The 18,479-nt window shown below is 52.8% G+C and carries 12 protein-coding genes and 1 pseudogene; 11 read left to right on the top strand and 2 right to left on the bottom strand.

What is annotated here, in order from left to right; all coding sequences use genetic code 11:
* The first annotated feature begins 53 nt into the window (after positions 1-53).
* The 10 genes and pseudogenes from NYE74_RS00495 to NYE74_RS00450 all read left to right on the top strand — a co-directional run bounded on the left by NYE74_RS00495 (position 54) and on the right by NYE74_RS00450 (position 12,547).
* Positions 54-965, top strand: coding sequence for a TetR/AcrR family transcriptional regulator (locus NYE74_RS00495; RefSeq protein ID WP_036626671.1), 912 nt, complete (start codon positions 54-56; stop codon positions 963-965).
* A 659-nt stretch (positions 966-1,624) separates the two neighbouring features.
* On the top strand, positions 1,625-2,515 hold the full coding sequence (locus tag NYE74_RS00490; protein ID WP_164815248.1) for a nucleoside hydrolase: 891 nt from the start codon (positions 1,625-1,627) through the stop codon (positions 2,513-2,515).
* A gap of 16 nt (positions 2,516-2,531) precedes the next feature.
* A complete protein-coding gene (locus NYE74_RS00485) occupies positions 2,532-3,788 on the top strand; it encodes an extracellular solute-binding protein (protein WP_036626669.1) in 1,257 nt (418 codons plus the stop codon).
* 78 nt (positions 3,789-3,866) lie between these two features.
* Positions 3,867-4,736: a carbohydrate ABC transporter permease gene (locus tag NYE74_RS00480; protein ID WP_036626667.1), complete on the top strand. Its 870-nt coding sequence runs from the start codon at positions 3,867-3,869 to the stop codon at positions 4,734-4,736.
* On the top strand, positions 4,733-5,575 hold the full coding sequence (locus NYE74_RS00475; RefSeq protein ID WP_227872881.1) for a carbohydrate ABC transporter permease: 843 nt from the start codon (positions 4,733-4,735) through the stop codon (positions 5,573-5,575). Before NYE74_RS00480 ends, NYE74_RS00475 begins: the two co-directional genes overlap by 4 nt.
* A 16-nt stretch (positions 5,576-5,591) precedes the next feature.
* Positions 5,592-7,727: an ADP-ribosylglycohydrolase family protein gene (locus tag NYE74_RS00470; RefSeq protein ID WP_036626665.1), complete on the top strand. Its 2,136-nt coding sequence runs from the start codon at positions 5,592-5,594 to the stop codon at positions 7,725-7,727.
* 44 nt (positions 7,728-7,771) lie between these two features.
* Complete coding sequence (locus NYE74_RS00465) at positions 7,772-8,776, top strand: LacI family DNA-binding transcriptional regulator (protein WP_036626664.1); 1,005 nt, start codon at positions 7,772-7,774, stop codon at positions 8,774-8,776.
* A gap of 2 nt (positions 8,777-8,778) precedes the next feature.
* Complete coding sequence (gene rbsK, locus NYE74_RS00460; protein ID WP_036626662.1) at positions 8,779-9,723, top strand: ribokinase; 945 nt, start codon at positions 8,779-8,781, stop codon at positions 9,721-9,723.
* A 34-nt stretch (positions 9,724-9,757) separates the two neighbouring features.
* A pseudogene (locus NYE74_RS00455) lies at positions 9,758-11,441 on the top strand (glycoside hydrolase family 13 protein).
* A 35-nt stretch (positions 11,442-11,476) separates the two neighbouring features.
* Positions 11,477-12,547 carry an NAD(P)-dependent alcohol dehydrogenase gene (locus NYE74_RS00450; protein ID WP_124332850.1) on the top strand — a complete coding sequence of 357 codons (1,071 nt, stop codon included), beginning with the start codon at positions 11,477-11,479 and terminating at the stop codon, positions 12,545-12,547.
* 601 nt (positions 12,548-13,148) lie between these two features.
* Here NYE74_RS00450 and NYE74_RS00445 read toward each other — a convergent pair.
* Positions 13,149-15,206, bottom strand: a complete 2,058-nt coding sequence (locus NYE74_RS00445) for a hypothetical protein (protein ID WP_124332833.1) — start codon at positions 15,204-15,206, stop codon at positions 13,149-13,151.
* Positions 15,196-16,149, bottom strand: a complete 954-nt coding sequence (locus NYE74_RS00440) for a hypothetical protein (protein ID WP_036626659.1) — start codon at positions 16,147-16,149, stop codon at positions 15,196-15,198. The genes NYE74_RS00445 and NYE74_RS00440 overlap by 11 nt, the downstream gene beginning before the upstream one ends.
* Before the next feature lie 367 nt (positions 16,150-16,516).
* Here NYE74_RS00440 and NYE74_RS00435 point away from each other — a divergent pair, with 367 nt between their 5' ends.
* A complete protein-coding gene (locus NYE74_RS00435; protein WP_036626657.1) occupies positions 16,517-18,331 on the top strand; it encodes a vWA domain-containing protein in 1,815 nt (604 codons plus the stop codon).
* Positions 18,332-18,479 lie beyond the last annotated feature (148 nt).

Below are 18,479 nucleotides of genomic sequence, written 5' to 3'. Positions count from 1 at the left end.
TTTACGGAGTGCGTTTTTTCGCAGATCAATCCCTGAAGAAAGGATCATACGGTGTGAGTAAGAAAACAGCGATCATTGACGCGGCGTTTCAACTCTTTCAGGAGAAAGGGTTTGTTTTAACGACGATCGATGAAATTGCCAAGGCAAGCGGAATGACCAAGCCGTCGTTTTACAAGTATTTTCCCAGTAAAGAGGATCTGCTGCTGGAAGTGCTTGAGATTTTTACCGAGGAGCTGGAGGAACAGGTCCAGCGGCTCTATCGCAAAGTGGATTTATCGAAAAGCGACCGGATCATTGAGTTATGCCTGATTTATCTGGAAGATATTTTTAAATATCACACTTATCTCGACTTTTTTCTGGATCCATCGCAACATTTTTTTGAAAATGAACACATCCAAAACGCAGTGATGACGGTTGAACGTAAAGTATTTACATGGTTGCAGGACAGTATTGTCGATCTGTACGGCGAGCAAATGGACGGATTTGCCGTGGACGTGTCATTTATCGCGGTCAGCATCATGTTTGTGTACACCCGGGTGTGCGGTCCGAATCTGTCCCATGACCAAAACCGTAAGTTAGCGGTTTATATTGAATACTTGGTCGGTGTAGTGGTCGAAGGGCTGAAGTTCAAAAAACCGGATATGCCGCTGTTGTTTGAGACACCTTCCTGGATCATGAACTGCTGGCCGGAGGACGTTACGCCGGTGATGAGATCGCGTCAGCTTCAGCAGGTGTATCGCAGAATGGAGTCGATCATCCAAGATCACGCATCCCTGAGCGATTCCGAAAAGCAAGATTACCTTCAGGCCATTGCCCAAATCAAAACAGAGTCAAAGGACTCCTTAAACCAAAACATCGTCATCAAAGCGCTGCTGTATTACCTTGAGCAGCTTGACGAGCTGCGTGACGAATGCGGGCAGTTAAGGCGGATTTTTGAACCGGAGACATCTCCGCCACAAAATTGAATCTTTACAGCGTTGCCGCCCGGATCTTGGATCCGGGCTTTTTGGCCTTGTAGAATTTATAAAAGTTTGGGCATGGTACAGGGCGATGCGCAGGTAGAGAGGCGGGAGAAGAGGAATCAGGGGGCTAAGGGACACCAGAGCCGTTATTTGATGAAAAACGGAGGATTGCAAAATGTAACGGACACAGAAGCCCTTATTTACCCCATCGGCCTGGATGAACAGGTTTAAAGCGAAATAGGGCCGCCTGTGTCCGTTAGCCTTGGAAATACCCGGGAAATGGGCGGATAAGGTCGCTGGTGTCCGTTAGAGCAGCGTCCAAAGTTTAGGAAGAGCCACCAATCGCTCCAAAGTAGAAGTCAGAGCCATTAAAGGACGCCGTCAGGCGGTTTTCTTAATTTTATGGAATGTGTAAAATTTACATAGTGTAATGAGGAGTTTGCAATGGTAAGTCATAGTGCAATAAACCCTTATATTATATGGGTTTACGAGATTTTCAAAGAATATAATGAAAAAATATAAATAAAAATAGCTTGATAGAAACGCTTTCATTTGCTATGATAACGCTATAAAAAGCCAGGAATGATGTAAAATTTACATATTATTATCATTTTGTATGGTAGATTTTCCGTCTTGCTCGCTTTTTGAATCCTATGAAAGAGGTGGTAAGGATAAGACGGATCGTCATAGACACGGATATCGGCGACGATATCGACGACGCGCTGGCGATTGTGTTGGCTCTGAATTCCCCGGAACTGGACTTGGCCGGATTAACGACGGTGTACAGAAACACCGGCCTGCGTACGAAGTTGGCCCTGCAATTGCTCAAAGCTTACGGGAGATTGGACATTCCTGTGGCGACCGGTATCGGCAGCCCGTTAATCAACAAGACGGATACCGCCAGCATTCCGTGCCAGTGGGCGGAGGAATACAAGGACATCGATCACAACTGCGAGCAGCATGCGGCGGATTTTCTGATCGATCAGGTGCGGCGCGACCCGGACTTGACGATTGTCGCCATCGGCCCGCTGACCAACGTGGCCTGCGCGGTGATGAAAGCTCCCGAGGTGATGCGGGGCGCCAACATTGTGATGATGGGCGGGATGCACTCGGCTTTTTACCCGGAGTGGAACATCGTGTGTGATCCGGAAGCGGCGAGAATCGTCTTTGATGCGGGGCTGAAGCTGACGATGATCGGCCTCGACGTCACCCTGCAGTGTCGGTTAACCCAGGCCGATGTGGATCGGATCAAGCGCGCGGGGAGAATGGAAACCGATTTTTTGTCGCGCCTGATAACGATGTGGATGGATTCGTCGAAACATCTCCCTATCCTGCATGATCCATTGACGGTTGCTTATCTTAGTCATCCGGATTTGTTGGACCTTGCGCCAAAAAAGATTTCCATAGAGTGCAAGGGGGAGTTTACAAGGGGGATGACGATCGAACACAGAGACGTATTCTTCGAGAGGCCGATGGAGACCAATGTGCTGGCTGCCGTAGAGGTAAAAAGCGAAGCTTTCATTCAACTGTTTTTGCAAAGATTGCTTAAATGAACAGGGGGGGCTCTATATGAAAACAAAGAAAATATTGGGGATTTCGATGCTGGCTCTGATGCTTGTCGTGGCGGGTTGCGGAGGCAAGTCGTCCGGCGGAGGCGCAAGTGAAGGCGCAAACGCAAAACAAGGTTCGGGGGAGCAGGTGACGCTGGAAATCTTCAACCAGAAGTCCGAAGTCAAGGACTATCTGAACCAGATCATCGCCAATTTCGAGGCGGAGAACCCGAACATTAAAGTCAATCAGGTGCAGGTTCCGGATTCGCGAAAAGTGTTGTACAACCGGCTGGCCAGCAGCGATGCGCCCGATATCATGTCCATATTTCCGAATGAATCCGATTTCAAAACGCAAGCCGAGTCCGATTACTTTATGGATTTGACCGGCAGCGATGTGCTTGCGAACATCAATCCGCAATTTTTGGACGGCGTCAAAGTGAACGGCAAAGACTACAGCGCGCCGCTTACAGTAAACGCTTACGGCATTTTTTACAATGCCGGTAAATTTGCCGAGCTCGGCTTGAAGGTACCGGCAACCTGGGCGGAACTGGAACAAACTGCGGCTGCGATTAAGGAGAAGGGCGCTATCCCGTTTGCCACCAGCTTTAAGGCGGCCTGGTCCGCGGGCCATCTCACCGAAGCGCTGCTGACCAATGCCGTGGGCTATGAAGCGGCCAACGGATTTTTCCAGGACGCTTCGGTCAAGGCGGCAGATGATCCCGGCGTTCAGAAGCTAATAGCGCAAATGGATTTTATTCGCGACAACAGCCAGCCTGACGCTGCAGGGGCGGATTATCCGGATGCCGTAAATCTGTTTGCCACGGGACAAGCGCTCATGCTTCCGCAAGGCATTTGGGCTGTCCCGGTGATCGAACAAGCCGGCATGGAAGATGCATACAAGATGTTCCCTATTCCGAATGAAGGCGGTAACGGGGCTGTCGTAGGCGGCATCGATTACGCGCTGGCGATCTCCGCTTCCACGGAACACCCGGAAGAAGCCAAAAAGTTCGTGAAGTTTATGGCCGATCAGCAGACGGCGCAATATTTGGCGGACAATGAGAAGTCCCCTTCCACCATCACGGGCGTCAAAGCGGACGCTCCGCAAACGGAGGATGTCACAAAGCTGATTACGGAGGACGGGCGTTATTATCCATGGCTTCACTTTAACTGGAAGGCGGGCCTCGATTCCAGCTGGGGCACAGAAACCTCCGCGTATCTGATCATGAAAGACAAGGACGCCTTGCTCAAGTGGATCAACCAGGAGTTTGGCAAGTAAGATAAAGGCGGACTGGAGAGGATGAATGCATCATTCTCTCCGGTTTCCACATTTATTTTTGAAAAGAGGGGGATTGTGATGAAAACATTCAACAGATATGCCCATTACTTGTTTACACTGCCGGCGCTTCTGTTGTACGCCGTTTTCTTCCTTTACCCGATGGTGAACGGATTTTTGTACAGTCTGAGCGATTGGGACGGGCTGAGCAAGACGAGTCATTTCATTGGGGTGGACAACTATGTGCGGCTGGTTCAGGATGACCGGATTCTGAGCAGCCTAGGCTTTACCTTTAAATATGCACTGGGCCTGATCGTCCTGACCGTGGTGCTTGCCGTAGTGATCGCTTTGCTGCTCAATCGCGTTCGCCGCTTCCAATCGTTTTACCGGACGACGTATTTTTTTCCGGCCGTACTCAGCATGATTACCGTCGGCTTGATTTTCAACCAGTTGTTCTCCCAGGCCCTTCCGGCTTTTGGCAAAGCCGTCGGCTCGGACATGCTATCGCGGAATTTGCTGTCCAATCCGGATTTGGCCTTCTTCGGCTTGTTGTTCGTCAGCCTGTGGCAAGGCTTGGCCATTCCGACGCTGCTGTTCCTGGCGGCTCTGCAGAGCGTGCCCAAGGATTTGCTCGAAGCGGCCAGCCTTGATGGCGCCACCCCTTGGCAGCGGTTCCGCTCCGTCGTCATTCCATTTCTGATCCCAACCTTAAATATCGTCGTGATCCTCTCGGCCAAAAGCGGGCTCACCGCTTTTGATTACATTATGGCGATGACGGGAGGGGGACCAGGCAGAACAACGGAGAGCGTAGGATTGCTCGTCTATAATTTTGCCTTTCAGGAATTTAAATTCAGTTACGCGAGTTCGCTGGCAATTGTCTTGTTTGTTATCATTGCCATCGTATCGATCGTACAAATCCGCTCCATGAGCAGACTGGAGGTGAATGCATGATGAATGGCAGCAGTGAAAAGCGATTGTCCGCGGTCAGCTATATTTTGTTGTCCGCCGGCTTGGTTGTCATTTTTCTGCCCCTCTATTTGACGGTGATCACGGCATTCAAAACAAGCAAGGAAAGCGCCAGAAACTTTTTTGCTTTCCCATCGGAGCTGTATTTGGGCAATTTCCAGGAAGTGCTGTTTAACAATAATTTCTTTCAATTTTTCTCCAACTCCGTTTTGATTACGCTGGTTTCTATCTTGTTGATCCTGCTGGTTGTGCCGCTTACGGCCTACGCCATCAGCCGCAATATGAACAAATGGTATTTCAAAACATTGTACATTCTGTTTATTATGGGAATTATCATTCCTTTCCAGGTGATCATGCTGCCCGTGACCCGACTGATGACGGAGCTTGACCTGCTGAACCGTTTCGGGCTGATTTTGCTTTACGTGACTTACGCGCTAACGCAAGGCGTATTCTTATATGTTGGCTACATTCGTACGACGATTCCGAAAGAATTGGAAGAGGCGGCGGAGGTGGACGGCTGCTCCAAATTCAGAACGTACCGTTCGGTCATTTTTCCGCTGCTGGCTCCTTTGACCGCCACGGTGATTATCGTCAATTCCTTTTGGATCTGGAACGACTTCCTGCTGCCGCTGCTGATTTTGAACAAATCGGAAACGTTTTGGACGCTTCCGTTATTCCAATATAACTTCAAATCGCAATATTCGTTTAATTACAATCTGGCCTTTGCATCGTTCGTCATGACGGTGATCCCAATCATGCTGGTGTACGTCTTTTTCCAAAAGCAAATTATCGCCGGTTTAACGGGCGGGGCTGTTAAAAGCTAATAACGGGGTGATACGGATGGCATTTCCTAAAGACTACATGGAAAAATTGTATGGAGGCTGGTTAGGCAAGGTGATCGGCGTGGTGCATGGCGCCAATATCGAGGGCTGGTCTTACGAGCGGATCGGGCAAACCTTCGGGGAAATTACGGACTATCCCTATTTATTCAAGCATTTTGCGGCGGATGATGATATCAATGGTCCGGTATTTTTTATGCGGGCGTTGGCCGACTTTGATCCGAACCGGCTAACGGAGCGGGAAATGGCCCATACGCTGCGTAACTACGCGGGGGAAGGGCACGGCTTCTTCTGGTGGGGAGGCTACGGCGTTTCGACCGAGCATACGGCTTACCTGAATTTGAAAAACGGCGTTCCCGCTCCGCTGTCCGGTTCCATTGAGCAGAACGGCAAAACGGCGGCCGAGCAGATCGGCGGGCAGATTTTTTCGGACTGCTGGGGGCTGGTATGCCCGGGTGATCCGTTCAAAGCGGCGGAGCTTGCGGGGATGATGTCGAGCGTGACGCACGGCGGGGACGGCATCCGCGGCGGGCGTTTTATTGCCGCCTGCATCGCATCAGCGTTTGTGAAGGGTAAGGTGGAGGAGATCCTTGCCGACGGATTATCCGTCATTGAGGAAACCAGCGATTACGCGCGAATGGCGCAGGATGTCATGGCCTTCCACCTTGAGCATCCGGAGGACTGGCGTGAAGCGTTTGCTTATGTTCAGGAAAAATACGGGTACCAGCATTATGAAGGGGTCTGCCATATTATTCCTAACGCGGCCGTAATCGTGTTATCCTTATTGTACGGACAGGGCGACTTCAGCCGGACGATCAATATCTGCAATATGTGCGGGTGGGATACGGACTGCAATGTGGGGAATGTGGGAACGATTCTTGGCGTTCTGAACGGCCCCGGCGGAATCGAGGCGAAGTGGAAAGACCCGATCAACGATTTCGTCTGCTGCTCCGGCATTTTGGGCAGCTTGAATTTGCAGACGATCCCGCAAATCACCGCCGATACGGCCAAGTTGGCCAGCAAGTTAAACGGGGGGCCGATCCCGGAATGGGAGGAGATTTTGCGGGACGACAGCGTCCATTATCTGCATTTTGAACTGCCTGGCTCCACGCATGCACTGGAATGGAAATACCGCGGGAATGAGCGGATTCTGCTCGCCAATACGGACCGCGAGGCTTACAAAGGACGGCGATCCTTGCAGCTTACGGCGCCTTCGGTGTTTACCGGAACGACTTTCGACGTGTTTTTCCTGACGTACGGCTCGCCGAGCGATTTCGACGACAGCCGCTACGATCCGGACATCTCACCGACCGTATATCCCGGACAGACCGTGGAAGCGTGGCTCAAGCTCGATGAGACGGTAGGCACCGGACTCCATGTGCGCTTGTTTGCGGAGGACGTTTTCACCGGACGTCGCCTGTACAGTGCCCCGCTCATTTTGAATGGGGAATGGCAGCGGATCGGCTACCAAATTCCGTATGCCGAGAACGCGGTGATTGGCAAGGTCGGTATGGAGTACACAGTGAGCGGAGATTCCAGCCTGCGGGAGAAGTCTTTTTCCTTGAAATGGTTCCTGGACGAGTTCAAAGTGTATGGGTCTGCGGATTATGCCGTCGATTTTGCCTCCCAGCGCATGGAGAAATGGAACGCTCTGCACCAGACGGTGTCGCAGATGACTTACCTGCGGGGGATATGGAGATTGGAGGAAGGCCGGCTGGCCGGCGGCCACGGATTCGAACCGGCCGAATGCTATACGGGTTCGCATTTGTGGGACGATTACCGGTTCCGGGTCAAGCTGAAACCGCTCAAAGGCGAGCAGCATTCCATCCTGTTCCGCGTGCAGGGAGCGATGCGGGGGTACGTTGTCGGACTGGCACCAGGGCAAACGATTGCTTTGTACAAAAACTTCGAAGGCTACCGAACGCTGCAATCCCAAGCGTTCCCTTGGAAGCATGGATTGGAATATGAACTGGAAGTCAGCGTGCGGGGCTCCCTGATCGAGGTTTCGGTCGACGGAAGCCCGGCGATTCAGTATCGCGATGAAGACGCGCCTTATTTGCGCGGCGCCATCGGCTTCGGCAATGACGGAGGAAGCCGTACGGCCTATTCATCCTATCAAGTAAAGCCTTTACTGTAAATTTGCTGTAAATATATATAGAAACTATGTGGTGGTGTTGAAACTTGGCGACGATCAAAGATGTGGCGGAACTGGCGGGAGTATCGATTGCAACGGTATCCCGCATGATTAATCAAAATGGATATGTCAGCAAGCAGGCGGAACAGCGGATAATGGATGCTATGGAGCGGCTCGAGTACGAGCCGCTGATATTCCGCCGGTTGGCGGATCGCAGCATGCCTACGATTGCTCTAATTTTGCCTGATATTACAAACCCGTTTTTTTCCGAACTGGCCCGGGCCGTGGAGGATATTTGCCAGCAGCGGGGTTACACCGTGTTCTTCTGCAATTCCGACAACCGTGACTTTAAGGAAAAAAGCTATCTGGAGGCGCTGCGCAAGCGGCGCATCGACGGGATCATCTATGCCTCCAATTATCTGACGCAGGAGGAACTGAACAAGCTTCGCCGGGACAATATTCCCGTGGTAGTGCTGGACCGTTCGTCCGATACGGAAAAATGCACGTTAATCCGCTGCAACAACTACGAGGGAGCTCAGCTTGCCGTAAAGCATCTGCTTGACATAGGCTGCAAAAAGATCGCCCACATCTATGGTCCACAGGAAATCGTCACCGCCCAGGAACGGTTAAACGGTTACGAAGACTATGTTAAATCTTTTTCTTGGTACACCCCTTCATTAATGGCGCCCGGCCACTTTCAACTGGAGGGCGGGATGCAGGCGGTCGAAACGCTGCTGCTGCGGCATCCCGACATTGACGGCATTTTTGCCGGCAACGATTTTATGGCAATCGGCGCGCTTAAGGCGCTTCACCGGAAGGGTGTGAAGGTGCCGGAGGACATCGCCGTATGTGGATTCGACGGCATTAAGCTGGCCGAAATGATCGAACCCGAGCTGACGACCGTCGCTCAGCCCATTTACGAAATGGGGGAAAAGGCGGCGCGCACGCTGGTACAACAGATTGAAGCCCGGGATACGAAATTCGACGCCGAGGTCATCGAGATCAACGTGTCATTAAACATCAGGGATTCAACGCGAAGGGATAGTGAGTAGCAATGACAGGCACGCAAAATCCAAATATTGTCGTGATCGGCAGTATGAATATGGATATTGTCATAGAGACCCCGGTTCTTCCCGAAAAAGGAGAGACGATCATGGGCGCCGGGGTCAAGCTTCTGCCCGGAGGAAAAGGGGCGAATCAGGCCGTGGCGGCTTCCCGGCTCGGCATGGAAACTTCTTTTATAGGTGCGGTGGGAAAAGATCGCTTTGGCGAGCAGATGCTGCAGGAATTAAAACAGTATTCCATTGTTCAGGCGCTGAACGTGATGCCGGAGGAGAAGACGGGGATCGCCTCGATCTGGGTCCACGACCGGGACAATCGGATTGTGGTCATCCCTGGGGCGAACGGAAAAATCACCTGGTCCGATATCGAACAGCGCAAGTCGCATATCGACCGGGCGGATGTTGTCCTGCTGCAACTGGAGATTCCGCTGGACACGGTGGTGGCAAGTATTAAATATGCGCATGGTAGGGGGAAGAAAATCATCCTGAATCCGGCTCCGGCCCAGCCATTGCCGGAAGAAATTTACCCGATGCTGCATTTGTTAACGCCAAACCGCCAGGAACTGTCCATTTTGGCGGGCATGCCGGAGATTTTGAAAGCAACCGATTTCTCTGCGCTTTATGCCGCCATGCGGAGGATGATTGATAAAGGGCTTCCCTCCATTATGGTTACGCTTGGGGCGGACGGCGTGGTGCACATGAATGCGTCCGGCCATACGTTCCATATTCCCGGCAGAAAGATGGAAGTCTCGGACACGACGGGAGCCGGGGATTGCTTTAACGCGGCGCTTGCGGTGTCCATCGCCAAAGGCTTGGGGCTAAAGGAGGCGGCCGAATACGCCGTCGCCGCCTCGGCGCTGGCGGTCACCAAATTCGGGGCCCAAAACGGGATGCCCGAAGCTTCGGAGGTTGACCAGTTCCTCGCAAACGCGTTCTGAATATTGGATAAAGATGTTATGGGGGGAACCAAAAATGCGAAAAGTATGGTGGAAAGAAGCGGTCGCGTATCAAATTTATCCGCGGAGCTTCATGGATTCGAACGGCGATGGCGTCGGCGACATTCCCGGCATCATCTCCAAGCTGGATTATTTGCAAGAGCTGGGGATTGATGTTATCTGGATTTGTCCGATCTATAAATCGCCCAATGACGATAACGGTTATGATATTAGCGATTATCAGGACATTATGGACGAATTCGGCACGATGGAGGATTTTGACCGGCTGTTGTCCGGTATCCATGAGCGTGGGATGAAAGTTATTATGGACCTGGTGCTGAACCATACCTCGGACGAGCATCCGTGGTTTATCGAATCCCGTTCTTCCCGCAACAACCCGAAGCGCGACTATTATATTTGGCGGGACGGCAAGGACGGGGGCGAGCCGAACAACTGGGAATCGATGTTTAACGGTTCGGCCTGGGAATACGACGAGACGACCGGACAATATTTCCTGCATCTGTATTCCCGGAGACAGCCGGATCTGAACATGGAAAATCCCCAAGTCCGGCAGGAACTGGTCAACATGATCCGCTGGTGGCTGGACAAGGGTATCGATGGGTTCAGGGTCGACGCGATCACGCACATTAAGAAGCTGCCGGGGCTGCCGGACATGCCCAACCCGCACAAGCTGCGGTATGTGGATGCTATGGACGGGCACCGCAATGTGGAAGGAATCCATGATTTCCTGCAGCTATTCAAGCGCGAAGCTTTTGCCGACTACGATATTATGACGGTGGGGGGAAGCTAGCGGCGCGCCGATTTCCGAAGCCGACCGCTGGATCGGCGAAGAGAACGGGGCTTTCAACATGATCTTCCAGTTTGAACACGCCAATCTCGATTTCGGTCCGGAAGGCCGCTGGGATTTCGGGCCTTGGGAGATGGCGAAGCTGAAGAGAATCATGGGGAAGTGGCAGACGGGGCTGGAGGGCATCGGATGGAACGCGCTCTACCTGGAAAATCACGATCAGCCGCGTTCCGTCTCCCGTTTTGGCGATCCCGAGAACTACCCGAAGGAATCCGCCAAGATGCTGGCGACCTTTTTTATGCTGATGCAAGGCACGCCGTTTATTTATCAAGGACAGGAAATCGGCATGACCAACGTCGTGTTTAAGGAACTGACCGATTACCGCGATGTGGAAATCTACAACTTCTACCGTGAGCGCTTGATGGACGGCAAAGACGTCGAGGAAACGATGCGCAGGATCGCTTTCCGGGCCCGCGACAACGCCCGCACGCCGATGCAATGGGATGATTCGCTGTTTGGCGGGTTTACAACCGGCGTGCCTTGGATCAACATTAACCCCAATTACCACGAAATCAACGTAAAACGGCAGCTTCAGGAAGCGGATTCAGTCCTGAATTATTACAAAGCACTGATTTGCCTGCGTAAGGAAAACGAAGCGCTGATCTACGGAAGATACGACGGCTGGCTGGACGAGCACCCGGAAATTTTCGTCTATTCGCGCACATTTGAAGGACGGGCGTTCCTGATCGTGTTGAACTTCTACGGCAATGCTCCGGAATTTACCGTTCCGCCGGAGTTTGCAGGTTTTAAACGGGAGGTTGTACTGTCCAATTACCCGGACCGTCCGGACCGAAAGCAGAGCAGGTTCACGATGCATCCTTATGAAGCGGTTGTGTTTCGGCTGGAGCGATAGTTAAACTAGCTTCCATTTAGGAGGGATTGCGAGTGATGGAGAAGATGATGAAGGCTGCCGTGCTGGATGCGCCGTTTAAGCTGGAGGTGCGGGAGATTCACGTTCCCAAGCCGGGACCGGATGAAGCTTTGATCAAGGTGTACTGTATCGGGATTTGCGGCTCGGACGTGCATTATTACGAGCATGGGCGGATCGGCCGCTATGAAGTGAAGCAGCCGCTGGTCTTGGGTCACGAGTTGGCCGGCGTGGTGGTGGAGACGGGCGAGCGGGTGACCAATGTTCGCGTGGGCGACCGGGTCGCCGTTGAGCCGGGCGTCACTTGCGGGAAATGCGCGTATTGCAAAAGCGGGCGCTACAATCTTTGCCCGGAGGTGGCGTTTATGGCCACCCCGCCGGTGGACGGGGCCTGGGCCGAATACGCGACCGTCCGCAGCGATTTTTTGTTTCCGCTGCCGGCGGAGATGTCCTTCGAGGAAGGGGCGCTGCTCGAGCCTTTGTCGGTCGGGTTCCATGCCGTAAAGCGGGGGCGGATTCAGCCATACGACCGGGTGCTGGTCCTCGGGCTAGGCCCCATCGGGCTGCTGGCGCTGGAGGCGGCTAAAATGTTCGGCGCCTCTCAGGTTTTCGGCAGCGACGTGGTGGAGTTTCGCCGTAAGCTGGCTTTGGATATGGGAGCTCAGGAGGCGTTTGATCCGTCTGCCCCGGGGGGCTTGGAGGAGCGGCTGGCGCCCTTGACCGGGGGAGAAGGCTTCGATCTGATCATCGAGACCTCCGGGAATCCCGGCGCCATCGCCGACACCATCCGGTTCGCGAAGCGCGGGGGGAGGATCGTCCTGATCGGCTTGCCGGCCAAAGATGCCGTGCCCGTCGATATCGGGGCGTTGATCGACGCCGAGCTTGATGTGTCCGGCGTTTTCCGCTACGCCAATACGTACCCGGCCGCTATCGAGATTTTAAGCCGTGCCAAGCAGGATATCCGCAAAATCATTACGCACAAATTCCCGCTGAGCGACATCAAAAACGCGGTTGAACTGGCAAGGACGAACAAAGAAACCAGCGTCAAGGTGATGATTTACCCCAGCGGCGGGGAGCTTGGGGAGAACTAATATCAGTTATATGGGCATACCACAGTAGAGAGAAGACCTCTTTGCTGTGGTGTTTTTTGTCTGTTGAAAGGGGGCTCGGCCCACTGGAAATCGCCGGTTTGCAGCCGGCTGCTGCACGATGAAGACGATCCCGCCGTTGGCTGCAGGAATGACAAAGCTGCCGGCCGTCAGCCTCTGGAACGACGATAGCGGCCCGTCGCCGGCTGTGCCGTTAAAAATAGCGGAAATTTATGTTCTTATTATCCGGAGCCAGGCATGTGGATCCAACTTAGCGGTACTTTTTGTCCTTATTTTCCTAAGAATGCACTAGAACGCATGCATTTCCTTGCGACCGGGGAAAATAGCGACATAAATTTCCTCTATTTCTCTCATATGGACGGATGTCGCCGGAATAACGACATTTTTTGTCCTTATGTTTTCATTAACAGGTGGATGCGAAAATTCTAACGGTTGTGAGCGATTGTGAGCGCCGCTAATTGGGCAAAAACGGGGATCTGCAAGATGTAAGGTTGCGGTCGAGCTTATTCCCCGTGTTTTCTTAGGGAAAAGGGCTGCTTCGCCCAAATAAGCCCGAGCACAACCGTTAGCGCGACAATGTACATTACCGGATCGTTTCTACCTCGACCACGGGAACCGATATTTGATTGGCTCCAGCAAGGCTTTGCAGCAGTCCATTCGACGCTCCTTCACCCGTTCCTGCAGCCTGCCCCTCAATCCGCCCGGCACCCTTTCCGTCAACTTGTTCTGCAGCCTGTCTTGCAATCTGCCCATCAGCCTGCCCATCAACAGGCCCGTCATGCTGCTCTTCAGCTTGGCTCTCAATCTGTCCGTTGCCTGATCCTTCACTCTCCCTATTAACCTGATCCTCAACTTGCTCCTCAATCTGTCCTTTATCCTGTCCGCCTGTTGGTCCGCCGGTCGCCCCATTCAGCACTGCTGCGATTTGTCCTATTAACTGCTCATCCACAGTTTGTTCGGCGTACTGCTTAAAGCGTCCCGTGACGGTGACATTAACCGCTTCGGCGGAAGGAGGGATATCTCCACTTAACAGGATTAAGCTATTGCTGCCCATACATAGCGCTTCTCCCGCTCCGGAACGGATGACGGTGCAGGTGAAGCGGACCAGCGAGTTGGGATACTGGCTGACGCTGTCGGCGGAAATATCCAGGATATCCTGCTTGACGCCTGCGAACTGATAAATGCCGCCGGAACGGGCGAATATCGCCGTTTGTCCTTCCCCTTCGCCAACCGGATTAACCACCAGAAGCGTTCCATCCGGCTGGACGGTCAGGCTGTCTCCCTCTATGGAGTAGAGGAGCGCAATGCTGCTCTCGCGCACTTCAAATGCGGCATAACGGGCGTTCCTCGCCTCGGATGCCGCTTCGATGACGATAACGGGAATGGTATCCGTACTTAAGTCCGGATCGACCGCAATAGTGCGGATCTGCTCCTGCGGAGCGAGGTCCTGATTGGACAAAATCTGCACGCTTTCCTCCGCGTTCATGCGGCCAAAATATAGTTTATTGTTTTGGTCTGTCGCCGCTACATAAAGCTTCGCTCCAAACCGGTCGCGTCCGCTCACGATATGCGCATAGCCGCTTCCACCCGCCGGGGAAGGAAGCATCCGGGCCGGTTCAGCCAAAGTCCAGGCCAATTCGGCCGCCCTGATTTCCGCCTGCGTATCCTGATAGTGGCCGATGGCCGTGTAAAGATCGATCGCCTCCTGGTAATCGCCGTTTGCCGCGTTTTTTCCAGCACGCAGCATCAACTCTTCCATTCGGCTTTTAGCTAAAGAGAGTACCTTAGACTCCGGATAGGCAGAGCTAGCGAATGTTGTGAATTGCCGAGCGTGCATGGCGAAAGCGGCGTAGTCGTCATTGTCCCAGTCATTTTTCAGCAGCGCTTCAATCAAGCTGTCCGCTTCGGAAATGATCCAGGGGGCTTCCAGGTTATTGGACTTGTATTCCGCAAGCATGGCGGTAGCATCGCTCAGCATGGGTTCGACGAGACCTTCGGCGGCCATCCGCGTCAGCTTGGTTTCGTCGTACCTCCGGAAGGCTGTAATTAGTTCATCAAGCCATTCCTGCTCCGTACCGAACAAGCCCCCGGGAATGCGCAGCAGATTCCGCCTAAAAGATTCATCCTCATAACTCGAAGCGGTCAGATTTTGGTCCATTTGCTCCAGAAACATCGTTTTAAAACTTCTGAAATAACCGGTGAAGTTTTGCGGGAAGCGGTAATGCTCGGACAACTGACGGTAATAGTCGCTATAAGGCTCTTCCGGCGTCAAATAACGGCTTTGCGCCTGCTGAAGCTTGGTGTAAGCGTCCATAAGCAGTTCAAAATCACGCTTGCTATCCGCGCGGGAAGCTTGTTCGGAAATATTCGCCAAGTCTTCCTTCATGGAGGAAATGGGGGCGAGCTCCTCCAGCCGTGAGGATATAAGTTCCTCCTTGTAGCGTATGCTCCTGTTAATCCGCGCCTTCCGGTACCAGTCCTCGGCTTCTATAAGCTGCTTCCCGTGGTATAAACGTTCCGCCGTTTGAATGGCGGCAAGCTTCTGGGATATCCCGATGCCTTTGTGGACCAGCAAAGGCATCGTCAATAGACATAACAGCATGAGCAGATAATGCAGGGTGAACCATCTTCTAACCGTCATAGGCGGCAGACCTCGGCTTTATTTGTTGAAAGTCGGCATCCCACTGGTATTTCTCCTTATGAATTCGGGCGGTTTCGGCCATAAGCTCTCCCCAATCCAGATCGGGCGAATCGGCGATCATCCGAAATAACCGGAGGAAACGGTCCTTGGGAAGCTTGCGGGCATATCGGGCAATGAAGTCCGAATAGGCTAGAACGTAGCGTTTCAACCTAACGGCTGCTCCGGCCACGCCCGCCAGGATGTCTTCCCCGCGCTCCATATCCAGGATTTGCCGCTCATACTTGATAACATATTGAAAAGCTTTGTCTTTAATGAGCTCGCGCTTAATTTTGGCAAGCTCGCCAATATACGCGGCCAGATCGGAATCGAAATCTTCCAGCAGGAGCGGCGTAAGCTCCAGATCCATATCTTTCCTCAGCACAAATGACTGCAACAGGATCAGCTGCAGCTTGCGGATGTGGTCGTTTTGCACGATCCTGGCGACTTCCCGCATCATCTCATAGGAGCGCCCTTCATCCTCTTGGGCAACAGCGGTCTCAAGGTTACGTACAAGGCCTGCGGCGATTGTATCGCGATCGCGGTGGAACAGCTCGTTCAGCTTGATTGAAATGCGGCTGTGGAGCGTTTTACGGTGAACAAAATAGAGCAGCCCAAGAAGCATAATCCCCGCTGCGGCTGATATGGCCATAAGCTGAAGGGTCTGGCTGAACAGAATAGCGAGCAGCGTGAGAAACAAACCCAGCAGCAGATCATTGTGCTGGGCGCGCCGCGCTGCTTGACGCGCTTTTTCCGTCACCGGAATAAGACCGGTTTTGCCGCAGGCGGTGCATTTCTCCTCATTTAGCGCGGTATAGCTTTGGCAATATTTGCAGCATCTTAACTTTTCGTAGGCATATTTCGTTTTTAATGGAGGGTGCAGAATAACCGTTTTTTTCTTGTTCATGGCTCTCTCTCTTCACTGTTAATTAATTGGAGAAGTCTTCTATCGAGCTCCGGCGGTGCAACAATTCGGTTTCTGCGAGAGTAATATATACAGGACTTAATGATGGCAAACAAAAACAACAGGACGAGGCATCCGTATGTAACCATATCCCATTTCCTTTCGTAATTAATGTGAGGATGACGACGTAAGACGGATTTTAGCGAATAATGGCGGTGCGATCTGGTTTTTTCGTAACCTTTTCTTAAGGTTTATCTATTATCATTAGTATAGTATATAACTGGAACTGCTTCTATTTTCATTTTGCGAGGCCGTTCAGAAAGTCATCTTTTGACCATGCATTTATATCTAAAAATAAAGGGGCAATATTATGCAGCATCGATATAAACAATCCGCACGTATATTAACGGTTTTGATGGTCATTTGGTTACTGGCGTCCTTTGCCGGCGTCGCTATGGCCGGCGCTGCGGCGGCCGCGCAAGGAGCCGCGGCTCAGCAGACTTCGTCGATCGATGCCGTGCTCGTTGTCGATATAAGCAACTCGATGAATACGAGCGACACGAATAAAGTCGGAAATGAAGCGATGAAGATGTTCATCGACATGCTGTCCGCGAGAGGCGACAAAGTGGGGATTGTGGCTTATACGGACAAGGTCCAGCGGGAAAAGGCGCTGCTGAAGATTCAGTCTCCGGAGGATAAGCAGGATTTAAAGAACTTTATTGACGGACTGGACAGAGGCCCCTACACCGATATCGCGGTGGGCGTTCGGGAGGCGGTGAAGGTGCTGCAAAACGGGGCCGAACCGGGGCACGAGCCGATGATCGTGCTGCTGGCCGACGGCAACAACGATTTCAACAAAAACTCGGGACGGACGCAAAGCGAATCCGACCGGGAGCTTGGCGAGGCCGTTGATCAAGCGAAGGCCGCGGGCATTCCGATCTATACGATCGGGCTGAATGCGGACGGCAAGCTGAACAAGGCGCCGCTTGAGGATTTGGCCGATCAGACGGGGGCAAAATCGTTCTCGACCAGCTCGGCGGACGATCTCCCGCAAATCCTTAGTGAAATCTTCGCCAGTCATTTGAAGCTCAAAATCGTACCGATCCAGAGCATGACAGGCACCGGCAGCTTCCAGGAAGTGACGGTGAACGTGCCGAACGCCAATGTGCTCGAAGCGAATATTTCCATTATGTCGTCCAAACCGGTTGAAGCCGAGCTGGTGAACCCCTCCGGCGACAAAGTGGCGGTGCCTTCGGACGACGTGATTTTGTCCAAGTCGAAGAGCTATTCCCTCATTAAGCTGTTGACTCCCGCCGAGGGGGATTGGAAGCTCAGAGTGAAGGGCGCGGCCAAGGACAAAATCGACATCAATCTCGTCTTTAACTACGATCTCAAGCTGGAGATGGACAAGATCGCCGCGAAGAGCTACAAGCCGGGCGATAAGGTGGACATCGGAGCGTATCTGACGAGCAACGGGCAGAAGCTGCAAAATGACGAGCTGTACACGAACATGAACGCGGTGCTCATCGTGAAGGACCTGGATAGCGGCAAAACGGAAGAATTGAAGCTGAACAACACGGGCGAGCGATTTGAAGGAACGTTTCGTTTTGCCGAAGCCCACGATTATGAATTAAAGGTCCGCGCCGAGGAAAAAAGCTTCTACCGGGAAACCGATCCGGTGACGCTGAGCGCCAAAGATAACGCCGGCGGAGCGGCGGCTACGCCGGCCGGTCCCCCGGCAGGGAGCGCAGAGAAGCCGTTCCCTTGGCTGATCGTTGCCGGTTCGGCGGCGGCTCTAGCCGTGCTCGCCGCGGCCGCCTACTTTATCGCCGGCAAGGTCAAGCAGGCGAATCGCGGCTTCGTGGGCCAGATCGTCATCGAAATTCGCGACGAGAACACGAGCGAGAAATCCTTCCCGCAATATAAGAAGCTTACCGCGTTCAAGGGCAAGTTTAATCTCCATCAGCTGCTGCAGCTGGCGCCCGAACTGAAGGAAACGGAGAAAGTCGTGTTCACCCCGGCCAAGGGAGACCGCATTACCCTGCGCAACGCTTCGGCCGCGCGCCTCGAGAAATCCGGACGGGCCGTGGATGCCGCCGCCGGGCTCGAGCTCAAAAGCGGGGATCGCGTGTCCTTGTCGCTGCAACAAATCGACAAAACGATTTTCATCGAGTATCTGGTGTGACTGCTTAATCAATATAAGTTGAACTAAAGAAAGGGGGGTGTAAGGCAAGAGTGTGAAATGATTCTGAAGAAACGGCAGTGGTCGCCTTTGTGAGCGGATTTCTACCTTGTATGAATCTACTTAATTATAGAAATCCGGGAACAACAGC

Origin of the sequence: Paenibacillus sp. FSL P4-0127, assembly GCF_038007325.1 — a bacterium.
In the GTDB taxonomy this organism is placed as follows: domain Bacteria; phylum Bacillota; class Bacilli; order Paenibacillales; family Paenibacillaceae; genus Fontibacillus; species Fontibacillus macerans.
Note: the sequence above shows the minus strand (reverse complement) of the source record. Positions and strands in the feature narration are given on the sequence as shown.